Source organism: Nocardiopsis sp. CNT312 (assembly GCF_000515115.1).
Classification (GTDB): domain Bacteria; phylum Actinomycetota; class Actinomycetes; order Streptosporangiales; family Streptosporangiaceae; genus Nocardiopsis.
In genome coordinates this window covers 39,713-58,464 of record NZ_AZXF01000020.1, presented here as the reverse complement: position 1 = coordinate 58,464, position 18,752 = coordinate 39,713, and the positions used below count along the sequence as shown (strand labels likewise).

Below are 18,752 nucleotides of genomic sequence, written 5' to 3'. Positions count from 1 at the left end.
TAAAAATAAACTAAACTAGAAATAAACACACAATACGCCATTCAACTCCCGAGCGAGGAACATATCGGACAAGCTCCGCAGGCGATGGTCTGCCCTCAGCGGGCATGGACGCTCCAGGAATCACTGAAGGGTCGGAGCTGACACGTAGTCGGTTGCGCACGGGGAATGGGAGGCTCAACACCATCGATGCGCAAACCCACACGGCCTCACTGCTCTCCTCGGCCGCTCCCACGAGGAAGATGCCGTCATCCGGCGGCCCACAGCGATCCGGCCACGGCGGCCAGCAAGCTGACCAGCGCGGTTCCCACCACAACTCTCGCGTACAGGGTCGACGAGATGGCGATCCCTCCGCCCTCTGGCACGGGTCGCACCGCCGGAACACCGCTCTGCTCCGGCCTCGCCGCCCGCTGGAGCAGAGCGGCGAGGACAGCGGACCGTTTGGCCCTCTGGTGCTACTCGTGGCGGCGCCCCCGCCATCTGCCACGGGTGTTCCTGCGGCACGGCCGGTCCTGCCGGGTCGGCGCGGAGCAGGGAACCGGCCGGATCAGGTGTTCATAGGCCAGAAGGAACAGCACCGCCCACGCCGACACGTACCAGTCCCCGGTACCGACCGCCCCTGCGATGAAGAGCAGCGCCGCCCCCATGCCCACAAGCACTCCCGACTCGCCCCTGCGGAGACCGCCATGACCATCCCTTCCTCTTCCTCGGGTTCGCGGTCCCGACACAACGACTGCGGAGCAATCGGGCACCCGATGCCACGGCGCCCGGTGTCCGATTGCGGCCACCGTCACCCCGCCGGCCCCGGAGAGCAGCCCTTGCCCTGGCCCAGCGGTCCCCGGATCACGCCTCGGCCCACCTCTGCCGCAGTCGTTCGGCCAGGTCGCGGCGTTCGAAGGCTTCCAGGAGTTCGGTGAGGTTCTGGACGACCGGGGCCTTCTGGTAGTCGTCCAGGCCGGACAGGAAGGCGTCCAGGACCGGGTCCCTCCCAGGTTCGGCATCCTCCTGGACCACAGGACCGGAGCCGGGCGTGAACACCTGCCTCGGGGACAGCAGGTCGAGGGCGGCGCCGGCGGCGGCGATCTCGTTCCACCGGTCCTGGTGCTGCTCGAACCACCACACCCGGGCGGTCAGGGGGTCGTGGAGGACCTCCTCGAGCAGCTCCCGGACCCTGCGCATGCGCACCCGGTGCTCTTCTCGGGCGACCTCGGCGCGGTGCCACACGAGCTGGCGCTGGCGCTCCAGGGCCAGGTCCTCCTCGTGCGCGGTGAGGGCCACCCGGACGCTCAGGTGGTGGACGGCCTCCACCTCTGAGCCGCCGCCCCCGTTGAGCGCGCAGGAGACCTCCGCCTGGGCGCGCCCGTGGTCGCCGAGCGCGAAGCCCGAGCTGCGGCGTGCCGCCTCGCGGATCAGCGAGCTCTGGAGGCGGGCGCGGTCACGGACGTGGTCGCCGTCCTGGTTCCGGTGCCAGGTGACCGCCAGGTCGAAGGCGGCGTCGAACCACAGCCCCTGGCCGCTGCTGGGCAGGCGCGCGGGGAAGGCGAGCGTTTCCCTGGTGAGTTCCTCCCCGAAGCGGTGTCCCGGAGGCAGGCCGAAGAAGGCGCGGAAGAGTTCTCGAAGCACGGTGTCCTCCTCAGATCTCGTCGAGGGTGCGGCGCAGTTCCTCGACGGCGGGTGATGTGCGGGTGTGGGCGTGGGACCAGCGCCGCGCGCAGCCCCGGAGTTCGGCGGCGAAGCCGGGGGCCTTCACCGCCGCGTCCGTGAGTGCGGCAGCGGTAGGACCGCCGGTGCCCGGCCGGTCGGAGAGGGTGTCGAACCAGGACCACAGCGCGCGCTCCACGTCGGCTCCGGCCCGGAAGGAGGCCGCCCAGGCGCCAGCGACCGTTTCCGTCCTCAGCGCGCCCCGCTCCAGTGCGTCTTGTAAGCCGGGGGCCTCCCCTCCGGCTCCGTGGAGGAGCCGGAGCAGCGCTGTGGCTCCGATACCGGCTCCCGGGCCCGACCAGCCGGACACGGTCTCCAGCACCCGGGGGAGGTTGCCCGGTTCGGCGGCGATCTCCACCAGTGCGCGGAGCAGGCTCTCGGTCCACTTCTCGGGGGCCTTGCCGGCGATGTGGCGCAACCGGGTGAGAGCGGTGCCGGGTTGGACCCGTCCGTAGACCCGGCACACCTCCAGCACCATCAGGTCCTGCGACGTCGCCTTGGACGAGGCGGCGACGCGGTAGAGCCGGGAGCGCACCGCCGAACCCAGTTCCCGGGTGACGGCGGCCTCCGCGAGTACGGGGACGGCCGCCCACCTCAGCGCGGGTGAGGCGGCCCATCGGTGCAGGAGGGTGTCGACCGGCTGCGGGTCGCGGTGTCGACGGGCCAGGTCCAGCCAGCGCCGGGCCACCCGCACCCGTTCCCTCCTGGGCAGGTCCCGCACCGCTCCGCAGGCCCACTCCTGGAAGGGGCCGCGTGCGTCCGGGTGCTCGCGCCACAGGTGGTCCAGGGCGTCGTCGCGGTGACCGGGGCGGTGGAAGCGGACCCGGTCGTCCCGGACCCGGGCGCCGATCTCCGCCAGGTCCCCGCTGAACCCGTCACCAGAGACAGGGGTGGGCCGTACCGGTGGCACGCCCCACGCCTCGGCGAGCCGGTGGGCGTGGCGGAGCACGGTGGCCGAGGGGGCTCCCTCCAGCAGTGCCACCGACTGGGTCAGGACACGGCGGAACTCGGTGCCCTCGCCGTCGCGCGACCATCCGGGGAGCACGTCGGCGGGGTCGGTGAAGTCCTTCAGGGCGCGGTCGATCCAGGCGGCGTGGTCCTCCTCGGCGAGGGGCGCGTGCGGCGGGCGTGTGCGCTCGGCCTCGCGCACCAGCCGCACCGCCCGCTCCGGTCCGGCTCCGGACAGCGCCGCCGCAACCCGGGGGGTATCCGCCCAGCGACCGGCGCGGTCCGCCCCGTAGCGTCGGGCCATGGTGCGCCGGAAGACGTCCGCGGCGGCCACCGGGGCGTCGATGCGCAGCCGTGCCCGGCAGGCGGAGAGCTCCTGTTCCCAGGGGCCCGGGCGGCAGACGAGGACGAGGAGGGCCCCGGAGACGCGGACCCGCTCGACCAGGGTCCTGACGGCGACCCGCTGTCCGGCTCCGGGGGCGGGCAGATCGCTCAGGTCGAGGAACCGGGGGCGGTCCGGGGCGGGGGTGAAGTCGGCCAGTCCCGCATCGGCGGTGTCGGCGTCGATGACCACCTCGTCCACGGGTGTGCCGGGGCTCAGCGTGGCCAGCGCGTGGACGGCGGTGTGGGTCCGCCCCCGGCCGGGTTCGCCCGTGATCAGGCCCAGGCGGTGTCGTGCGAGTTCCTCGGTGAACACGGTGTACTTGCGGGCGTCACTGGGGCAGAAGGTGTCCAGGACGTCCCTGATTCGGTCGGGGCCCAGCCCGGACTCGTGGCGGATCCTGCGCAGGGCGGACTCGATGGAGGAGTCGAGGCTCTCATGGAAGTGCACCCCTCCGTGCACCGTCTCGGCTTGGACGAGACGGCCGTGGCCGTTGTGGCCGACGTGGTTGGCCGCGGGCCGGGTCTCCCAGGGGTCGGGCGGCACCGCGTCCTGGTGTCCCTCCTCCTCAGGCGCCATCGGAGACGCCTCCGAACGTGACGCCGCCGTGGAGCGTGCCGGCCTGGACGACCTGGCCGTGGTCGTTGTGGCCGACGCTGTTGCCTGGTGCGCCCTGAGACGTCGGGGCGGGCTTCGAACGTGGCTGTGACCGGTCTCCACCGTCCTGCCCGGGTTCCTCCTGGGATCGGGCGGTGTCGGCCCCGTGTGAGGGGGTGGGGACGAAGAGGTAGCCCTCGGACTGGAAGTCCTTGGCGGGCACGGCCGCCTGGACGGGCCGCCAGCGGCTGGCCCGGATGGAGCTGAACCCGCCGAGCACCACGTCCTCGTAGACGCGCCGGGAGATGATGGTGGCCAGCAGGGTGGTGTCGGGGTCGGAGTTCTCCAGTTCGCGCCGTACGGGTTCGGAGTCCAGCAGGCGGTGGGTGCTGATCATCGCCTCGCCCATGGCGTCGATCCCGCTGCCGTCGCCGGTGTCGGGCAGGGGGCCGACGTCGATGCTGGCGCGCAGCCGCATGCGCAGGTTCCGGTCGAGGACGGCCAGGTAGGGCTGCGCTCTCTCCAGGGCCTTCTGCAGCTCCTCCAGGAAGGGGCTGATGAGGTAGGGCAGGTGCTCGGGTTCGGCCCCCATGACGTAGCCGTCGCCGCTGTGACGGGGGAAGCGCGCGTCCTTCCACACGGGGAGCATGTCGGCGCAGGTGAACGCCTCCTCCAGCACCTGCGGTATCAACCGGCCGATGGACTGCTGGTTGCGGGCGCTGCTGGCGCTGAACTTCTCCATGTCCACCGCCAGCACCGCGCGGTAGGGCGGAAGCGGTGCGCTCTCGCTGATGCGGGACAGGTCGATCTCCACCGGGCACTCCTGGGGGTAGGGCCTCGTTTCAGGCCGGTCGGGACCACACTCCCCGCAGGCGCGATGGCGCTGTGTTCACTTTTGAACACAAACGGAGGGAAGTGTCCGGCGTCACATGTCTTGCCTCTCCTCCACCAGTGCCTCCAGTGCGTCCAGGTCCAGGATCGCCACGTACTGCCGTCCGGTGCGGATGATGCCGCGCTCGCGCAGCCCGGTGTAGGCGTTGTGCACTGAGGTGCGCGACATTCCCGCGAACTCGGCGATCTCGTGCTGGGCCAGCGAGATCGCCAGCAGGCAGCCGCGTGCGGTCCGGCGGCCGTGCTCAGAGGCGGGCTCGGGGATCGGCTCGCCCACGACCGAGGCGAGGTGGAGCAGGACGGCGGGCAGCCTGAGTTCGGCGGGCAGGGCCGACTGCCGTGCCCTGATGCTGTCGCCCTCGTGCTGGCGCATGAGGAAACTGCGCACCAGTGCGGACTGGAGATCGAGGTCGGACAGCAGCCGTTGGAAGCGCGCCGCGGTCAGGAAGGCGGTGGTGCTGGGGCACAGGGCCGTCACGGTGGCGCTCCTGGGGTGCTGCGCTCCGGCCAGCACGGACTCCCCCAGCATCTCCCCGCAGGCGCGGAAGGCCAGGGGCACACGGGAACCGTCGGCGCGCAGGAGGACCACCTTGGCACGGCCGCTCACCATGAGGTGGACGCCCGCGCCCGGCTCGCCCTGCCGCAGCACGGTGTCGCCCGTGGCGAAGGTGCGCGGCACCGCCGCGTGGACCAGGCGCCGCCACTGCTCGTCGGTGACCAGCCCTCCGAAACCGTGCCTGGACATGCTGCGGTCTCCTTCTCCGATAGATCACGACCGGCAGGGAGATTCTGACCGTCCGCGGCGTGCCGGGCGAGGGGATGGCCGGTTCCGGCCGCGGCGCCGGTGGCCGGGGACCGGCCCGAACCGCGGCGCCCTGCGCCGGGGGCGCTTCGCCGCCGGCCCCCGCTCCGGAGCAGGGGTCACCGGCCGGCGCGCCCCAGCCTCTCGTACATCGGGGCCAGGCGGGAGAACACGCCCGGGGTGGCGCCCTCCCAGTGGTCAAGGGGGGTGAAGGGGCGCGGCGGGGCCAGTCGTGCGGGCTCCGCGCCCTCCCAGAAGTCGGCGACACGGTCGGCCGACGGCGTTACTTCCACGGACAGCTCCCCCCTCCGCCCCTTCCCGGCCCCCGCCAGGGCGCCGAGCACCTCGCCCTCGGTCCGCCCCATCCAGGTGAAGAGCAGCAGCGGGTCGTCGTCGAGCAGGGCCGCGAAGGCGAACAGGAGGGCGGCGGCGTGCTTACAGGGATAGCCCCAGTCGGGGCAGGTGCAGTGGAGGCCCAAGTCGTCGACGGAGTCGGGGAAGAGCGCCACCCCGTGGCGGGCGAACACCTCCTCGATCCGTTCGGGCAGCACCCCGGCCAGCAGGTCGGCGGCGGTGTCCGCGCTCGCGGCCAGGTCGGCCAGGATGCGGTCCCAGAGGCGGTCACCGACCGTCTGGTAGACGAGGGAGACGTAGTAGGGGTGCACGCGCGAACCGTGGACCTCGGCGCTGACGGCGGCCCGGCCGGCGTCGACGGTGATCTCGGCGACCGCGCCCCGGCGCAGGTAGGCGCGCCCCCGGTTGAGCCTGCCGGGGTCGCCGTCGCCTGCGCCTTCGAGGAGGCGGCGGGCCCACCAGCTCTCGCAGACCGGCTGCTGGAGACCCATCAGGCCACCGCCTCGGGGGCCAGGCGCACGACCTCGCGCAGCTCGGCCACGCTCATCTCGCCCAGCCAGTCCTCGCCGGTGCCCACGACCGCCTCGGCCAGGTTCTTCTTGTGTTCGATCATCTCGTCGACGCGTTCCTCCAGGGTGCCCACGCACACCATCTTGCGCACCTGGACGTTGCGCCTCTGGCCGATGCGGAAGGCGCGGTCGGTGGCCTGGTCCTCCACGGCCGGGTTCCACCAGCGGTCGAAGTGGACGACCTGGCGGGCCGCGGTGAGGTTGAGTCCGCTTCCGGCGGCCTTGAGCGAGAGCAGGAACAGCAGGGGTTCGTCGCTGCTCTGGAACCGTTCGATCATCGCCTCGCGCCTGCGCCGGGGTGTGCCGCCGTGCAGCCACAGGACAGGCATGCCGAGTTTGCCTTCGAGGTAGGGGGCGAGGCGGGAGCCGAACTCGGTGTACTGGGTGAAGCACAGCACCTTGTCGCCCTCGACAGCCATCTCGGCGAGCAACTGCTCCAACTGGGCGAGTTTGCCCGAGCGCCCCGACAGGCGCGAGCCGTCGCCGAGCAGGTGGGCGGGGTGGTTGCACACCTGTTTGAGCTTGGTCATGGTGGCCAGGACCAGGCCCTTGCGGCGGATGCCGGTGGCCTCGTCGACGAGCGCGGTCATCTCGTCGACGGTGGCCTTGTACAGGGAGGCCTGTTCGGGGGTGAGGGTGCACCAGGTGCGCATCTCCTGCTTGGCGGGCAGGTCGGAGATGATGGAGGTGTCGGTCTTGAGCCTGCGCAGGACGAACGGCGCGGTGACCCTGCGCAGCGCGGCGGCGGCTCCCGTGTTCCCGTCGGTGGCGAGTTCGCGGCCCACGTCGGCGGCGATCCCCTTCTCGAAGGCCTCCCGTCTGCCGAGCAGGCCCGGGTTGGCGAAGTCCAGGATCGACCAGAGTTCACCCAGGTGGTTCTCGACCGGGGTCCCGGTGAGCGCGATCCGGGAGGGCGCGGGGACAGCGCGGATGGCCTGGGCCTGTTTGGTGCGGGAGTTCTTGATGTTCTGGGCCTCGTCGCAGACCACCCGCGCCCAGGTGAGGGCGGAGAGCTCCTCGCGGTCGCGCAGCGCCACCCCGTAGGTGGTCACCACCAGGTCGTTCTCCGCGGCGGTCGCGGCGATGTCCTCCCCCTTGGGCCGGTTGGCGCCGTGGTGCAGGTGGACACGGAGCTTGGGGAGGAAGCGGGCGGCCTCCTTGCGCCAGTTGCCGACCACCGAGGTCGGGCAGACCAGGAGGGTGGGCGCGGGGCGGGCCTGGTCTCCGGTGCGCTCGTCGGCCATCAGGGCGAGTAGTTGCACGGTCTTGCCCAGGCCCATGTCGTCGGCGAGGACGGCGCCCAGGCCGAGACGGTCGAGGTAGCGCAGCCACGCGGCGCCGCGCCGCTGGTAGGGACGCAGTTCGGTGTTGAACCCGGGGGGTTCGGCCATGGGGGCGAAGACCTGTTCGGCGCGCCCGGCCAGCAGGGCGCCCAGGTCGCCCCCGGCGTCCACGGCGGTGAGTTCGGGTGCGTCGGGTTCGGGCACCAGGGCCATGCGCAGGGCCTCGCCCACCGGGACCGTTCCGCTCTCCCGCCCCGACAGGTAGGCGGCGGCGCGGCGCAGTTGCGCGGGGTCCAGGCGGGCCCACTCGTCGCGCAGGCGGACGAGGGGGCGCTTGAGCCGGGCGAGTTCGGCGAGTTCGGCGGCGGTGAGGGCGACGCCGCCGACGGCGGCACGGTAGTGGAAGTCGACCAGCGTGCGGCCGATCCCCGTACCGGTGTCGGGGCGGTCGGTCCGGTGTTCGGACAAGGTGAGCCGGGTGCCCACCCCGACCTCGCCGACCCACGGCGGCAGGAGCACACCGAACCCGGCCTCGTGCAGGGCGTGGGCGTGCCGGGCCAGGACGTCGCAGGCCTCGTCCGGGGTCAGTTCCAGGGTGCCGGGGCGCTCGGGCGCCAGGGCGCGGACCAGGAGGGGACAGGCGCGGGCGGCCTGGGCCAGGGCGCGGTCGACGGGTTCGGCGGGGTCGCGGGGCAGCCAGTCGGCGCCCTCGCCCTCGCGCAGGCCGTCGAGCGGCACCATGAGGGAGGGCTCCTCGACGGACTGCACCCAGATCTGCAACCGCCAGGGCTCCTCGCCGGGGATGTGGAGTCCCCGGGCGACCCCCTCTTCCGGTGCCTCTCCGGTGCCGGTCTCCTGATCGTCCGTTCCGAGGTCCTCGTCCTCCCCGTCGGCGGCGGGCGCGGGTTCGACGAGGCGGAAGGTGAGCCGGATCGCCCCGGCGAACCGGTGGGCGGCGGTGAACCACTCCCCCAGGTCGTCGACCAGCCGGTCCGCGCCGCGCCCGGTCAGGGGACCGGAGTGGCGCAGGTCGCCGTCGGGCCCGGTGAGGGCGGCCAGCCACAGGTGCTGGACGCGGGGGTGGCCGGGCAGGTCGACGGTGTGGTGGGCCAGGCGCTCACGGGCGACCAGGTCGGTGAGGGCGCACAGCGCCTCCAGGGTGTCGGACATGGCGTCGGCTCCTGCTTCGGCCGCGTCCAGGTCGGGCTCGTGGTGGGCGCGCGCCGCGTGCGGCAGCGCCCGGACGTGGGCACGCAGCCAGGCCATGGCCGCCGGGTCCAGCAGGGGCCGCCAGCGGGCGCGGGGCACCGCCGTCGAGAACATGCCGTCGCTGACGGAAACGCTCTCCTCCAGCAGGCGTGGGATGGTCCGGCGGGTGTCGACGAGGGCCTCGGCGGCCTCCAGCAGTGCGGCCAGGTGGGGCAGCGAGCGGCTCCCGGGATGCGTGTGGGCGCGGCGCAGCAGGTGCAGGGCGTCGGGCCCGGACAGGTCGAGGACGGGCACCTCCCAGGGGCGGAGCACCACCTGGTCGGGCCGGTACCGAGGTGTTCCTTCCATGGCCGCGAGTTCCGGCGGCGGCACCGGGTGGCGGGGGGTGCCGGGCAGGTGCAGGAGGGCCGTGCCCGGTCCGGGTACGGCCGGTTCCGGGAGGCCGATCGCCTCCGCGAGCGCCGTGCGGTCCAGGGCGTAGGGGTGGGGGCGGAACCTCTTGCGGGAGGCGGTCACGGGGGGCCGGGCACTGTCCAGTCCCCACACCCGCAGCCGGTCCGCTGCCCAGAACGCCTCGATCACATGCATGTTCCCATTGTCACGGCGGCGCGGGAACGCTGTGGCCGGTTCCGTCCGGTGATGGCCGGTGCCCTCGCGGTCGCTGGGTACCGTGTTGCCCCGCGGCCGTTCGGGGCGGGGGTGGCGGAGGCAGGGTTTCGAGCGGCTGTCGGCGCGGATCTTGGGCTTTCACCTCGGCCCCGCGGAACCCAGGAGGCAAAGCCGCTCAGCCCCGCCGTCCGCACAGGCGATCGACATCCTCGACCGCTTCGGCGAACTTGTCTTGGACACCAGCGGCCGTGAACATGCCCTCTACCTGCTTGACGAGAGTCTTCTGGGACTCCGGCGTGGAACCCTGCTCCACATGCCGAATCACGAACTCTTCAAGCTTCTTCACCAGGTTCGCGCTGAGGCCGTGTTGATACCCCACTTCATTGATGCAGGAGAGGCCGTGTGCAGACCGCATCAGCGGGACCACGGCCCCCGGTCGCCGATCGGACAGCCCGGGCCCCTCAGCGGTTGGCGGGGGCCCCGCAGCACTTCTTGTACTTGCGGCCCGAGGCGCACCAGCAGGAGTCGTTGCGCTGGGGCGGCCACGGCCGGAGCCGGGGGTCGTCCACGGCGAACCCCGCCTCGCCCAGTCCGGTACCCTCCTCCGACAGGTCGGCACCCGCCCGCTCGGCGGCCGCCACGGCCTCCGCCGTGCTGAGCAGCACCACGTTCCAGCGCGTCTGCGGGTACTCACGCGCCCGCTCCCGCAGGGAGCGCTCGGCGGCGCGGTAGTAGGCGCCGACGCCGTCCTCGGCGGCCGCTCCGGTGAGCAGGCCCCGTTCGCGGGCTTCGTCGAAGGCGGCGCGGGAGTAGAGCGCCTCCACGCCCTCCGCCTCGTCCGGTTCCTCCTCGTGGTCGAACGGCTCCAGGAGGTCCCCGGTCCGCCGTTCGGCCGCTTCCAGGGCCACCTCGTCGTGGGCGTCGGCGGGCAGTCCCAGCCGCATGCGCATCAGCAGGCGGCCGATGAGCGGGGTCAGGGTGAGGGCGTCCTCGCCGTCGAGTGCCTCCGCCGGCTGGGCGAGCAGCTCCCGGGCGGAGATGTTGTAGCAGCGCAGGGCCTCCTCCCAGCGCTCCAGCTCCTGGAGGTCCTCGCCGAGGACCTGGGCGGGGCCCTCGCCGAGGCCGCCGGGGCTCAGGAGCTGGCCGGTGATCCGCTCCGCCTCGGCCGTGTCCCGAACCCGGGGCTCCTCGCGCAGGAGCCGCGCCAGTTCGACGGCGGCGTACTGGCCGTCCTCGGGGGCGGGCGGGTGCTCGCGCACGGTCGAGAGCAGGCGACGGGCCTGCTCACTCCTTCCGGCCCGGACCAGGTCCCCGGCGTGCTCCAGGAGGAGGTCGCCCGCGAACTCGGGTGCGGCGGCCGCGTCGTCCAGCAGGCGGCGGGGCAGGTCCAGGCCGTGGAACTCGGGCGCGAGGGGCACAGCGGCGGGGGCGAGGTCGGTCATGGCCACCAGCCTAGGATCCGCCGGCAACGCCGGTGGGCCGTTTCCCGAAACCGGTACCCCGCCGCCGCGGGCTCACTCCCCCTTGAGCCCCCGGACCACGGTGAGGGCCTCCTCGATGTGTTTGTCGATGCCGGTCATCGAGTTGAAGACGTGGCGGACCACGCCCTCGCGGTCGATCACGTAGGTGACCCGGCCCGGGAGCAGGCCGAGCGCGGAGGGTACGCCGAACTTCTTGCGGACGGCGCCGCCGTCGTCGCTGAGCAGGGTGAAGGGGAGCCTGTGCTGGTCGGCGAAGGCCGCGTGGCGCTCCACGGAGTCGGAGCTGACGCCGATCACCTCGGCACCGGCGTCGCTGAAGACCTCGTGGCTGTCGCGGAAGGCGCAGGCCTGGGCGGTGCAGCCGGGGGTGTTGTCCTTGGGGTAGAAGTACAGCACCACGGGGTGCTCGCCGAGCCGGTCGTGCAGGCGGACCTTCTCGCCGGTCTGTGTGGGGAGGGTGAAGTCGGGGGCACTGTCGCCCACCTGGATGCCCTTGGCCATCGTCGCCTACTTTCGCAATCGGCCGTACGCTGCACGGCTTCGGGGATGCTATCGGTGAGATTACCGAGGGCCGGGTACACCGCGGAATCCTCCATGATGCCCACACAGGGGCCCGGTAGGACGGCGCGCCCGGCCCGGCACCCCCTACGGCTCCGTGCCGCAGATGTCGGCGGGCCGGTCCAGGGCTCGTTCCAGCACCAGGAGGGTGTGCCGGGGTGGCCAGTGCGGGTGGAGTGCAGCCGCGTTCGGGCGGACCCCAGGCGCACGGTGCTCCGGTCGGGCCCTCCCCCGCGCGGACCAGACGCCCGGACGCGTCCGGGTACCGCTCCCGGGGAGGGCCGGGACGCGCTCGAAGACGGCGTCCCGGCTCACGGTCGCGCGCATCGGCCCACCCCCGTGGTTCCCGGGGTCCGTCCGGCCCGGACGCCCCACCAGAACCGTCGGGGGCGGTCCGCGCCGACCGCCCCGGGTCAGCGGCTCCGCTCCTGCAGCGCCGTGCACTCCTGGAGGGTGACGCTCTCCTTGTCGAGTGCCTCGCCGCAGGTGGCGGCGCAGACCACCAGGGACCAGAACGAGTCGAGGCGCTCACAGCGGACCTCGACCTGCTGCTCGTCGCCCTGGGCGTGGGCCGCCCCCGGAGCCAGGGTGAGTGCGGCCGCGAGCACAGCGGCCCACAGTGTCCTTCCAACGGTCATGGTGTTCCCCCGAAAACCACGTTCACTACTCTCCGAATTCGACCAAGAGCAAAGGGTAGTGCATTTCGGGGTCGCACACGGGTGACCTGCGGCCGTCAGCGGGTGGAGGGGGCGCCGCAGCACTTCTTGTACTTGCGCTCCGAGCCGCACCAGCACGGCCGGTTGCGCTCGGGCGGCCAGGGGCGGCGGCGCAAAGAGCCCTCGGGAGCGGTGTCCCGGGCCCAGCGGTCCAGGCCGTCGGCGTCCTCCAGCAGGTCCGCGACCTCGTCGAGGCCGGCCAGGACCACGGCGGGGCGCTCCCCCGGCCAGGCACGCAGCCGCCGTTCGGCCGCCATGTAGTAGTCGGCCGCGGACCGTTCGGCGACGCGCCCCTCGGCGCGGGCACGCGCGTGGGAGGCCTGGTCCAGCACCACCAGGGCGGTGGGGCCGCCGTCGACCCCCGCGGGTCCGTGCAGCCGCTCGTCGAGCAGGTCGAGTTCGTCGCGCAGGCTCCCCTGCCGGCCGTCGGCGGCCAGGGCCGCCTCGTCGTGGGCGTCGGGGGCGTGGCCGAGCGCGTCGCGCAGGCGCGCCCGGGAGAGCAGGGGGATGAGCCCCAGGGGGTCGAGGCCCGCGACGAGGTCCGCCGGGCGGGCCAGCAGTCCTCGACAGCTCACGTTGTAGCAGGCCAGGGCGCGTTCGAGGTCGCCGTCCCCTTCGAAGTCCTCGGCCAGCACGAAGGCCGTCTCGGGCAGGAGCGTGCCCGGGTCCATGAGTTCGTCGATGAGCCGGTCGGCCTCGGCGGTCTCGCCCTGGTCGCGCAGGATCCCCGCCGCCATGTGGACGGCGTACTGGCGGTGCACGGGTTCGGGGGCGCGCTCCCGCAGGACGCCGAGCAGCCGCTGCGCCCGGTCCGGGTCGCTGTGGCGCAGCCCGTCTGCGAAGTCCAGGAGGATGCCGCCGGCGTCGGCGGGGTCGGCCGCCAGTTCGTCCACGCAGGCCTGGGGCAGGTCGAGGGCGAAGACGGCGCCGAGGAACTCCGGCGGGAGCGGGGCCGAGGGCTGGCTGTGGATCATGCCCCCAGGCTAGGTGCCACCGGGGTGTGCTCGGCCGGGCACAGCGTGTGGGCCTCGGCATCGCGGCACCGGGGTCAGCCCAGCGGGAGGCGGGACCAGGCCAGGGTGAGCAGTTCGAGGGCGCCCTGCCCGTACCGCGCGCCCGCCTCCAGTCCGGCCGCCGCCGCCAGGACGGCCAGGAGCAGGGCGAGCGTCCAGGCGAGCCCACGGCGCCGCCGCCTGCGGCGGGACCGGAGAGGGCCGTCGGCGCCGATCCAGGGCTGGTCGAGGCGGGCGACCTCGCGGCGCAGGTCCTGTACCTCGGCGTGGTAGTCGTCGCGCTCGCCGCGGACGCGCTGGAGTTCGGCCCGTTCGGCGCGGACGGCCGCGCGGGCGTCGACGATGTCCACGCGGGCCGCCTCGGGGCCGCGGCGGGTGTGCCAGCGCTCCAGGCGGGCGAGGGGGAGGTCGGCGTACTGGGTGGGCCAGTTGCCCTCGTCGGCGAGGTCGGGACGGATCTCCTCGGTTCCGGGCAGGGTCTCGGAGGCGTAGTCGGGTTCGGGGGCCGGGCACTCCCGGGAGGGGCCGTCGGGGGCGGGCGGCTGTAGCGCTCCGGTGTCGTCGGGCGGCAGGTCCTCCGGGGCGGGGACTTCGTCATCGGGTTCGGGGCCCGCGGCGCCGTCGTCGGACGGTGCGGGCGCGGAGAGCGGCCGGCCCTCCTCGGGAAGGGACTCGACGGCGGGCTCCTCCGCCTCGTCGGTTCCCTCGGCGGCACCCACCCCCCGCGGTTCCCCGCCGTCGGGTCCGAGGCCGGGGAGCGCCTCCGCGACCAGGGCGTCCTCACCCTCCCGCGGCGGCCGGGGCGCGGCCGCGGTGCCGGCGGGCTCTGGACGCTCGGCCTCCTCGGCGGGCCGGATCCGGGTGCGGGGGTCGAGCCAGTCGCACAGCAGGTCGCGGCGTTCGGTGAAGGTCGGCGCGTCGGGAACCCCGCGTTCACGCAGGCGGTCGGCGAGTGCGTCGCCGCCCTCCTCGCGCAGGAGGGACACCAGGGCCTCGGCCACACGCAGGAAGTCGGGCGGCGGGACCGGGCGGGGGGAGAGGGTGTCGGCGGTGGGCGGCCCGAAGGCGGTGTGCGGGCCGTCGTCGGGGCCCAGGAGCGGCTCGTAGGTGGAGAAGGACCAGTCCCATCCGGCCGCGGGCAGTGCGTCGGCGGGGGTGAGGACGTCGTACAGGACGCGGTGCAGGCCCCAGAGGAAACGTAACTGGAGGCCCTGCCACAGGTCCGCGTGCTCGGGTTCCAGGGCGAGGCGGACCGCGCGTTCGGGGTGGGCCAGGGCCGCGGCGACGGCTCCGGCCAGGACGGGCTCGCCGCAGATCGCGGTCTCGGCGGCGCGGCGGTCGCGGTTGCGCTGGGCCCCGGGGGCGGCGGTGGCCTCCCACGGTTCGGGGAGGGCCAGGGGCTCCATGGTCTCCCAGCCGGGTCCGGGTGGACGGTTCTCGGCGGGGCGGGTGCGGGGGTTCTCGTGCAGGGACAGCACGCGGGGGAGGGTGAGCCCGTGGGCGGGGCCCACGATCGCGCAGGCGTGCGCGCGGTGCACCTCGCCGGGCCAGCGGTAGACGAGGGCCGCCTGCCCGTCGGGGTAGGCGCGGGACCAGAGGGTCTCGGGGTAGTCGGCGGGGGGCGTGCCGGGCAGGGCCGCGCCGTAGTCGGCGGTGAGGGCGGGGACGAGCCGGTCGCGCCAGGAGCGCAGCGCGGGGAGTTCGTCCTCGGGCAGGGAGGTGGCTGCGGGGCCGGGGCCGTTGCGCCCCAGAAGGGTCGGTTCCGCCCAGGCGAAGTGGATCTGGTGGTAGGTGCTGTCGGGCAACGCCCCTCCCGGGTGCTCGGACCGAGGCGGCGTGTCGGCCGCCTCTAGGGAAGGTATCCGGGTGGGCGCTGGGGAAAACAGGGGCCTTCGCCCACCACCGCCCTCCACGGGCCTCCGACGGTGCGGTCTCCTCCGGGCGGGCACGGCCGGGGCTCCCGTGCCCGTGGCGGGACCGCTGCCACGGGCACGGGAGGTCCCCGTGTCAGCCCGCCTCGTCCAGGCGGGACCGCTGCTCACCCGAGAGGGCGAGGTCACCGGCCTCGATCGCCTCGTCGAGCTGGGCCGTACCGCTCACCCCCACCAGCGGCACGACGCCGTTGTCCATCAGCCAGGCCAGGACGACCTGGTTGCGGGTGGCGCCGGTCTCGGCGACCACGTCGTCGAGGACGGCGAGGCGGGCCGCGGTGCCGGGGTGGTCGTAGACGGGGTCCAGGGCCTTGTCCCGGCGGGTGTAGGCACCCCACAGCAGCGGCGTGTAGGCCACCACCGTGTACTCGCGGCCCTCGGCGCGCTCGGCGCGGACGAAGTCCAGTAGCTCGGGCGTGGCGTGCATGTGGCCCATGGACTGGAGCGGCCGGTCGAAGCGGGGTTGCAGATAGCTGTACCGGTACTGGAGGACGCGCGGACGCGGCCAGTGGCGGGCCTCGGCGATCGAGCGGGCGCGCTCCAGGCGCCAGGTGCGGTGGTTGGACAGGCCCAGCTCGGCGACGTGGCCGTCGGCGACGAGTCCGGCGAACGCTCCCATGGTCTCCTCCAAGGGGACGGATCGGTCCTCCTGGTGGGCGTAGAGGAGGTCGAGCCGGTCCGTGCCCAGGCGCTCGCGGCTGCGCTCGGCGGCCTCGGCGACCGCCTCGGCGGACAGGCCCTCCCTGGTCTCCAGCCCGGTGCCGGGCACGGTGGGCTGGGCGCCGAGCTTGGTGGCGATGACGACCTCGTCGGTGACGCCGCGCTCGCGCCGCCAGCGGCCGAGGAAGGTCTCGCTCTCGTGGCCGTGGAAGCCCTCGACCCAGAACTGGTAGCAGTCGGCGGTGTCGACGAACGTCCCGCCGGCCTCGACGAAGCGGTCGAGCAGGGCGGAGGCGGTGGCGTCGTCGGTCTCGCTGCCAAACTTCATCGCGCCCAGGCACAGGGCGCTGACGCGGCGGTCGCCGATGGCGGTGTAGCGCATCAGGTGGTCTCCTCGACCTTTCGGGGTGCGTGTTCGGTGAGGACGGTGACGTAGTGGTCGATCTTGGTCTGGATGACCGCCTGCCGGTCGTGCAACTCGGCGATGCGCCGCTCCAGGAGGTCCAGGTGCGTCTGGAGCACCTGGACCCGCTGGGTGATGGTGTGGTCTCCGGAGCGGACGAGTTCGGCGAACTCGCGCAGGCGGGCGATGGGCATGTCCGTGTCGCGCAGGCAGCGGATCAGGCCGAGGAGGTGGACGTCGTCGGCGCGGTAGCGGCGGTGGCCGCTGGGAGCGCGGTCGACCTGCCTGAGCAGCCCTTCCCGCTCGTAGTAGCGGAGGGTGTCCAGGGTCAGGCCGAACCGTTCGGCGACCTCCCCGGGAGTGAAGTGGTCCTTCATGGCCCCAAGCATGGGACCTGGAGTGCGCTCCAGGTCAAGCGGAGGCGCGGAACGCCGCTCAGGAGGTAGGCGGAGCCACCATGATCCAGGTGGCGTGGGCCTGGGCGACCAGGCGGCCGGATGCGTCGTAGAGGGCGCTGCCGGTGTGGACCTTGCGGCCCTCGACGGCTTCCAGGTGGCCCATCGCCACGTAGGTACGCCCGATCCGGGGCGCCTCCTGGACGCGGGCGGTGAAGCGGCCCAGGACGATGGGTCGGCCCTTGACGTCGTGGGACCAGCCGCCGGGGCAGTCCAGTGCGGTCCAGGTGTCGGGCAGGGCGACGGTGCCGGAGCCGCCGTCGAGGCCGGGGTGCGGGGTCCACGTGCAGGCGACGACGGTTCCGGCGCCGTCGGGTCCGGTGCCCGGGCGCACCCTGCCGGGGCAGAGGTGGAGCCCGTCGCCCTCGGGGCGGTCGGGGCCGCAACTGTAGCAGCGCGGGAACGGGTGGCCCTCCAGTCCGGGGTAGCGCTTCTCCGCCTCGGCGGCCTCACCGGGGGTGGCGGGTGTGCCGGGGACGGCCGGGCGGTCGGGGAGTTCGGCGCGGACGGCCTCGGCCACCAGGTGGCCCTTGCCGTCGGTCTCGGGGTCGGTGAGCAGCAGGCCGGTCGCGGGGTCGCCCGCGACGGTGAGGGGGCGGCCCAGCGGCGGGGGCGTGCGCAGGGTGACGGTGACGGCGGGGCCGCCCTCGGCGGTGAGCCGGGCGGCGAGCAGCCCGGAACTGTAGCCGCCGTTGCCCGATCCGTCGGGTCCGTTGCAGTGGGTCGGGATGGTGAGGGTGGAGGTCGCGTCGCCCAAGGTGCCGTTCATAGGCCCAGGGTAGGGCGGCTTCCGCGGACCCGCGTCACCGCCGGACCGTCCTCGGGCCCGCTCCCTCCGTGCGGAGGGGCAACGGGAGGCCGGTGACCGTCCCCGCCGCCCCTCGCCCCGGTCCCGGCCTCAGGAGGAGAGCTCCGTCGGAGGGACCACGGTGATCCGCTCGGGGTCCTCCTGCGGGGCGCTCTCCTCCCCCGCGGACTGGGCCTGGCCCTGTTCGTTGGTGCCCTCCTGGCCCTGGACCTGGCCCTGCACGTTCTCGAGGTCGTTGATATTGGCGTTGTCCACGTGGATGTGGTTGTGGATGATGACGTTGATGACCGGGGTATCCCCGTCCTTGCCGCCGTCCCCCTTGTGGCCGCCGTCCCCGTGCCAGCACTCGGACGGGTAGTAGCCCGAGGAGGCGCACTCTCCGCCCGCGCTCTGCTGTTCGGAGAGACTGTCGGCCAGGGCCGCCGTCGGCCAGGCCAGGGCCGGGACCGCGGCCCCGGCGACGAGAGCACGGGCGATGACCTTCTTCATCTGGTTTCTTCCCTTCCCCGCGGGCCCGCGATGGCAGGCCCGCGCAAGAGCACATTCTCACTGGATCACTGCGGTGGGGACCGGGAACGCACGCGGCCGAGGGGCCCGCCCGTTCGCGGGCGGGCCCCTTCCGGACGACGGCCGTTGCCGTCATCCGCGAATGCCGTGGATCCGGTCGTCCCGGCGGTCGCCGCACCCGGAGGCCGCCGCGTCCGCCGTCATGGCGCCGGTCGGCGCTAGAGCAGCGAGTCGTCCTGGGTCTGCCCCTGCCCCTGGCCCTGGCCCTGGCCCTGGCCCTGGGCGTTGGTGCCCTCCTGGGTCTGCCCCTGGCCCTGCTCGTTGGTACCCTCCTGGCCCTGGCCCTGCGCCTGGCCCTGGGCGTTCTCCTGAGCGTTCTCGTTGTCCTGCACACTCACCTGGTCCTGGTCCTGGGCCTGGCCCTGGGCGTTGGTGCCCTCCTGGTCCTGGTGCTGGCCCTGGACGTTGGTGAGCTCGTTGAAGTTCAGGTTCTCGCTCTCGATCTCGTTGACGATCTCCAGGACCCGGTCCTTCTTGACGTTGTCCTTGAGCACGTAGTCGGCGTAGCCGGCGAACGCGGTGGCCGGGGCGGCCAGAGCCAGGCCCGGGGCGACGAAACCGGCGATGACGAGTCTGGCCATGGTCTTCTTCATGACAATTTCCTTTTCACACGGATGAATTAATTCGAACCACGCATGATCAGCCGAACCACGCAACACCGAGCCATCAAAAACGAAGGACTCAGGGCAGCATCCACGCCGCGCGCACATGCTTTTCCGCGCGAACCAGCACCTCGCGTCGGCACGAGATCACCACAACACGGACAAGCATGACCAGGCAAGACAGAACCTTAGTTACTTGCAGTATTTATACCATTA

The 18,752-nt window shown here is 73.2% G+C and carries 18 protein-coding genes; all 18 read right to left on the bottom strand.

Annotated elements, in window-relative coordinates:
- Window positions 1-452: 452 nt before the first annotated feature.
- Window positions 453-656, bottom strand: coding sequence for a hypothetical protein (locus tag B042_RS0110270; RefSeq protein WP_155988998.1), 204 nt, complete (start codon window positions 654-656; stop codon window positions 453-455).
- A gap of 184 nt (window positions 657-840) precedes the next feature.
- Entirely contained in the window at window positions 841-1,620 is a 780-nt protein-coding gene (locus tag B042_RS0110265; protein WP_028648217.1) for a hypothetical protein, read from the bottom strand.
- Between the two features lie 10 nt (window positions 1,621-1,630).
- Window positions 1,631-3,607 carry a hypothetical protein gene (locus tag B042_RS22705; RefSeq protein WP_051415607.1) on the bottom strand — a complete coding sequence of 659 codons (1,977 nt, stop codon included), beginning with the start codon at window positions 3,605-3,607 and terminating at the stop codon, window positions 1,631-1,633.
- Window positions 3,597-4,439 carry a hypothetical protein gene (locus B042_RS0110255; RefSeq protein WP_028648216.1) on the bottom strand — a complete coding sequence of 281 codons (843 nt, stop codon included), beginning with the start codon at window positions 4,437-4,439 and terminating at the stop codon, window positions 3,597-3,599. The genes B042_RS22705 and B042_RS0110255 overlap by 11 nt, the downstream gene beginning before the upstream one ends.
- A 111-nt stretch (window positions 4,440-4,550) precedes the next feature.
- Window positions 4,551-5,261 (bottom strand): Crp/Fnr family transcriptional regulator, encoded by a 711-nt coding sequence (locus tag B042_RS0110250; RefSeq protein ID WP_028648215.1) that lies wholly within the window; start codon window positions 5,259-5,261, stop codon window positions 4,551-4,553.
- A gap of 176 nt (window positions 5,262-5,437) precedes the next feature.
- Entirely contained in the window at window positions 5,438-6,163 is a 726-nt protein-coding gene (locus tag B042_RS22700) for an SWIM zinc finger family protein (protein WP_051415606.1), read from the bottom strand.
- The gene (locus B042_RS26940; protein ID WP_028648213.1) at window positions 6,163-9,321 is read right to left on the bottom strand and encodes a DEAD/DEAH box helicase; all 3,159 of its coding nucleotides are present in this window, start codon (window positions 9,319-9,321) and stop codon (window positions 6,163-6,165) included. The genes B042_RS22700 and B042_RS26940 overlap by 1 nt, the downstream gene beginning before the upstream one ends.
- Before the next feature lie 196 nt (window positions 9,322-9,517).
- Window positions 9,518-9,757 carry a hypothetical protein gene (locus B042_RS0110235; protein ID WP_197024249.1) on the bottom strand — a complete coding sequence of 80 codons (240 nt, stop codon included), beginning with the start codon at window positions 9,755-9,757 and terminating at the stop codon, window positions 9,518-9,520.
- 46 nt (window positions 9,758-9,803) lie between these two features.
- Window positions 9,804-10,784 (bottom strand): SEC-C domain-containing protein, encoded by a 981-nt coding sequence (locus B042_RS0110230; RefSeq protein ID WP_028648211.1) that lies wholly within the window; start codon window positions 10,782-10,784, stop codon window positions 9,804-9,806.
- Between the two features lie 72 nt (window positions 10,785-10,856).
- Window positions 10,857-11,324 (bottom strand): peroxiredoxin, encoded by a 468-nt coding sequence (locus B042_RS0110225; protein WP_028648210.1) that lies wholly within the window; start codon window positions 11,322-11,324, stop codon window positions 10,857-10,859.
- 470 nt (window positions 11,325-11,794) lie between these two features.
- Window positions 11,795-12,019: a hypothetical protein gene (locus B042_RS0110220; protein ID WP_155988993.1), complete on the bottom strand. Its 225-nt coding sequence runs from the start codon at window positions 12,017-12,019 to the stop codon at window positions 11,795-11,797.
- A gap of 95 nt (window positions 12,020-12,114) precedes the next feature.
- Entirely contained in the window at window positions 12,115-13,071 is a 957-nt protein-coding gene (locus B042_RS0110215; RefSeq protein WP_028648208.1) for an SEC-C domain-containing protein, read from the bottom strand.
- 74 nt (window positions 13,072-13,145) lie between these two features.
- A complete protein-coding gene (locus B042_RS0110210) occupies window positions 13,146-14,915 on the bottom strand; it encodes a hypothetical protein (RefSeq protein WP_028648207.1) in 1,770 nt (589 codons plus the stop codon).
- 202 nt (window positions 14,916-15,117) lie between these two features.
- Window positions 15,118-16,083, bottom strand: a complete 966-nt coding sequence (locus B042_RS0110205; RefSeq protein ID WP_028648206.1) for an aldo/keto reductase — start codon at window positions 16,081-16,083, stop codon at window positions 15,118-15,120.
- Window positions 16,083-16,481: a MerR family transcriptional regulator gene (locus B042_RS0110200; RefSeq protein ID WP_028648205.1), complete on the bottom strand. Its 399-nt coding sequence runs from the start codon at window positions 16,479-16,481 to the stop codon at window positions 16,083-16,085. The genes B042_RS0110205 and B042_RS0110200 overlap by 1 nt, the downstream gene beginning before the upstream one ends.
- A 58-nt stretch (window positions 16,482-16,539) precedes the next feature.
- Window positions 16,540-17,328: a hypothetical protein gene (locus B042_RS0110195; RefSeq protein WP_028648204.1), complete on the bottom strand. Its 789-nt coding sequence runs from the start codon at window positions 17,326-17,328 to the stop codon at window positions 16,540-16,542.
- Window positions 17,329-17,457: 129 nt separating this feature from the next.
- Complete coding sequence (locus B042_RS0110190; protein WP_028648203.1) at window positions 17,458-17,856, bottom strand: hypothetical protein; 399 nt, start codon at window positions 17,854-17,856, stop codon at window positions 17,458-17,460.
- 236 nt (window positions 17,857-18,092) lie between these two features.
- Entirely contained in the window at window positions 18,093-18,527 is a 435-nt protein-coding gene (locus B042_RS25650; protein ID WP_028648202.1) for a hypothetical protein, read from the bottom strand.
- Window positions 18,528-18,752 lie beyond the last annotated feature (225 nt).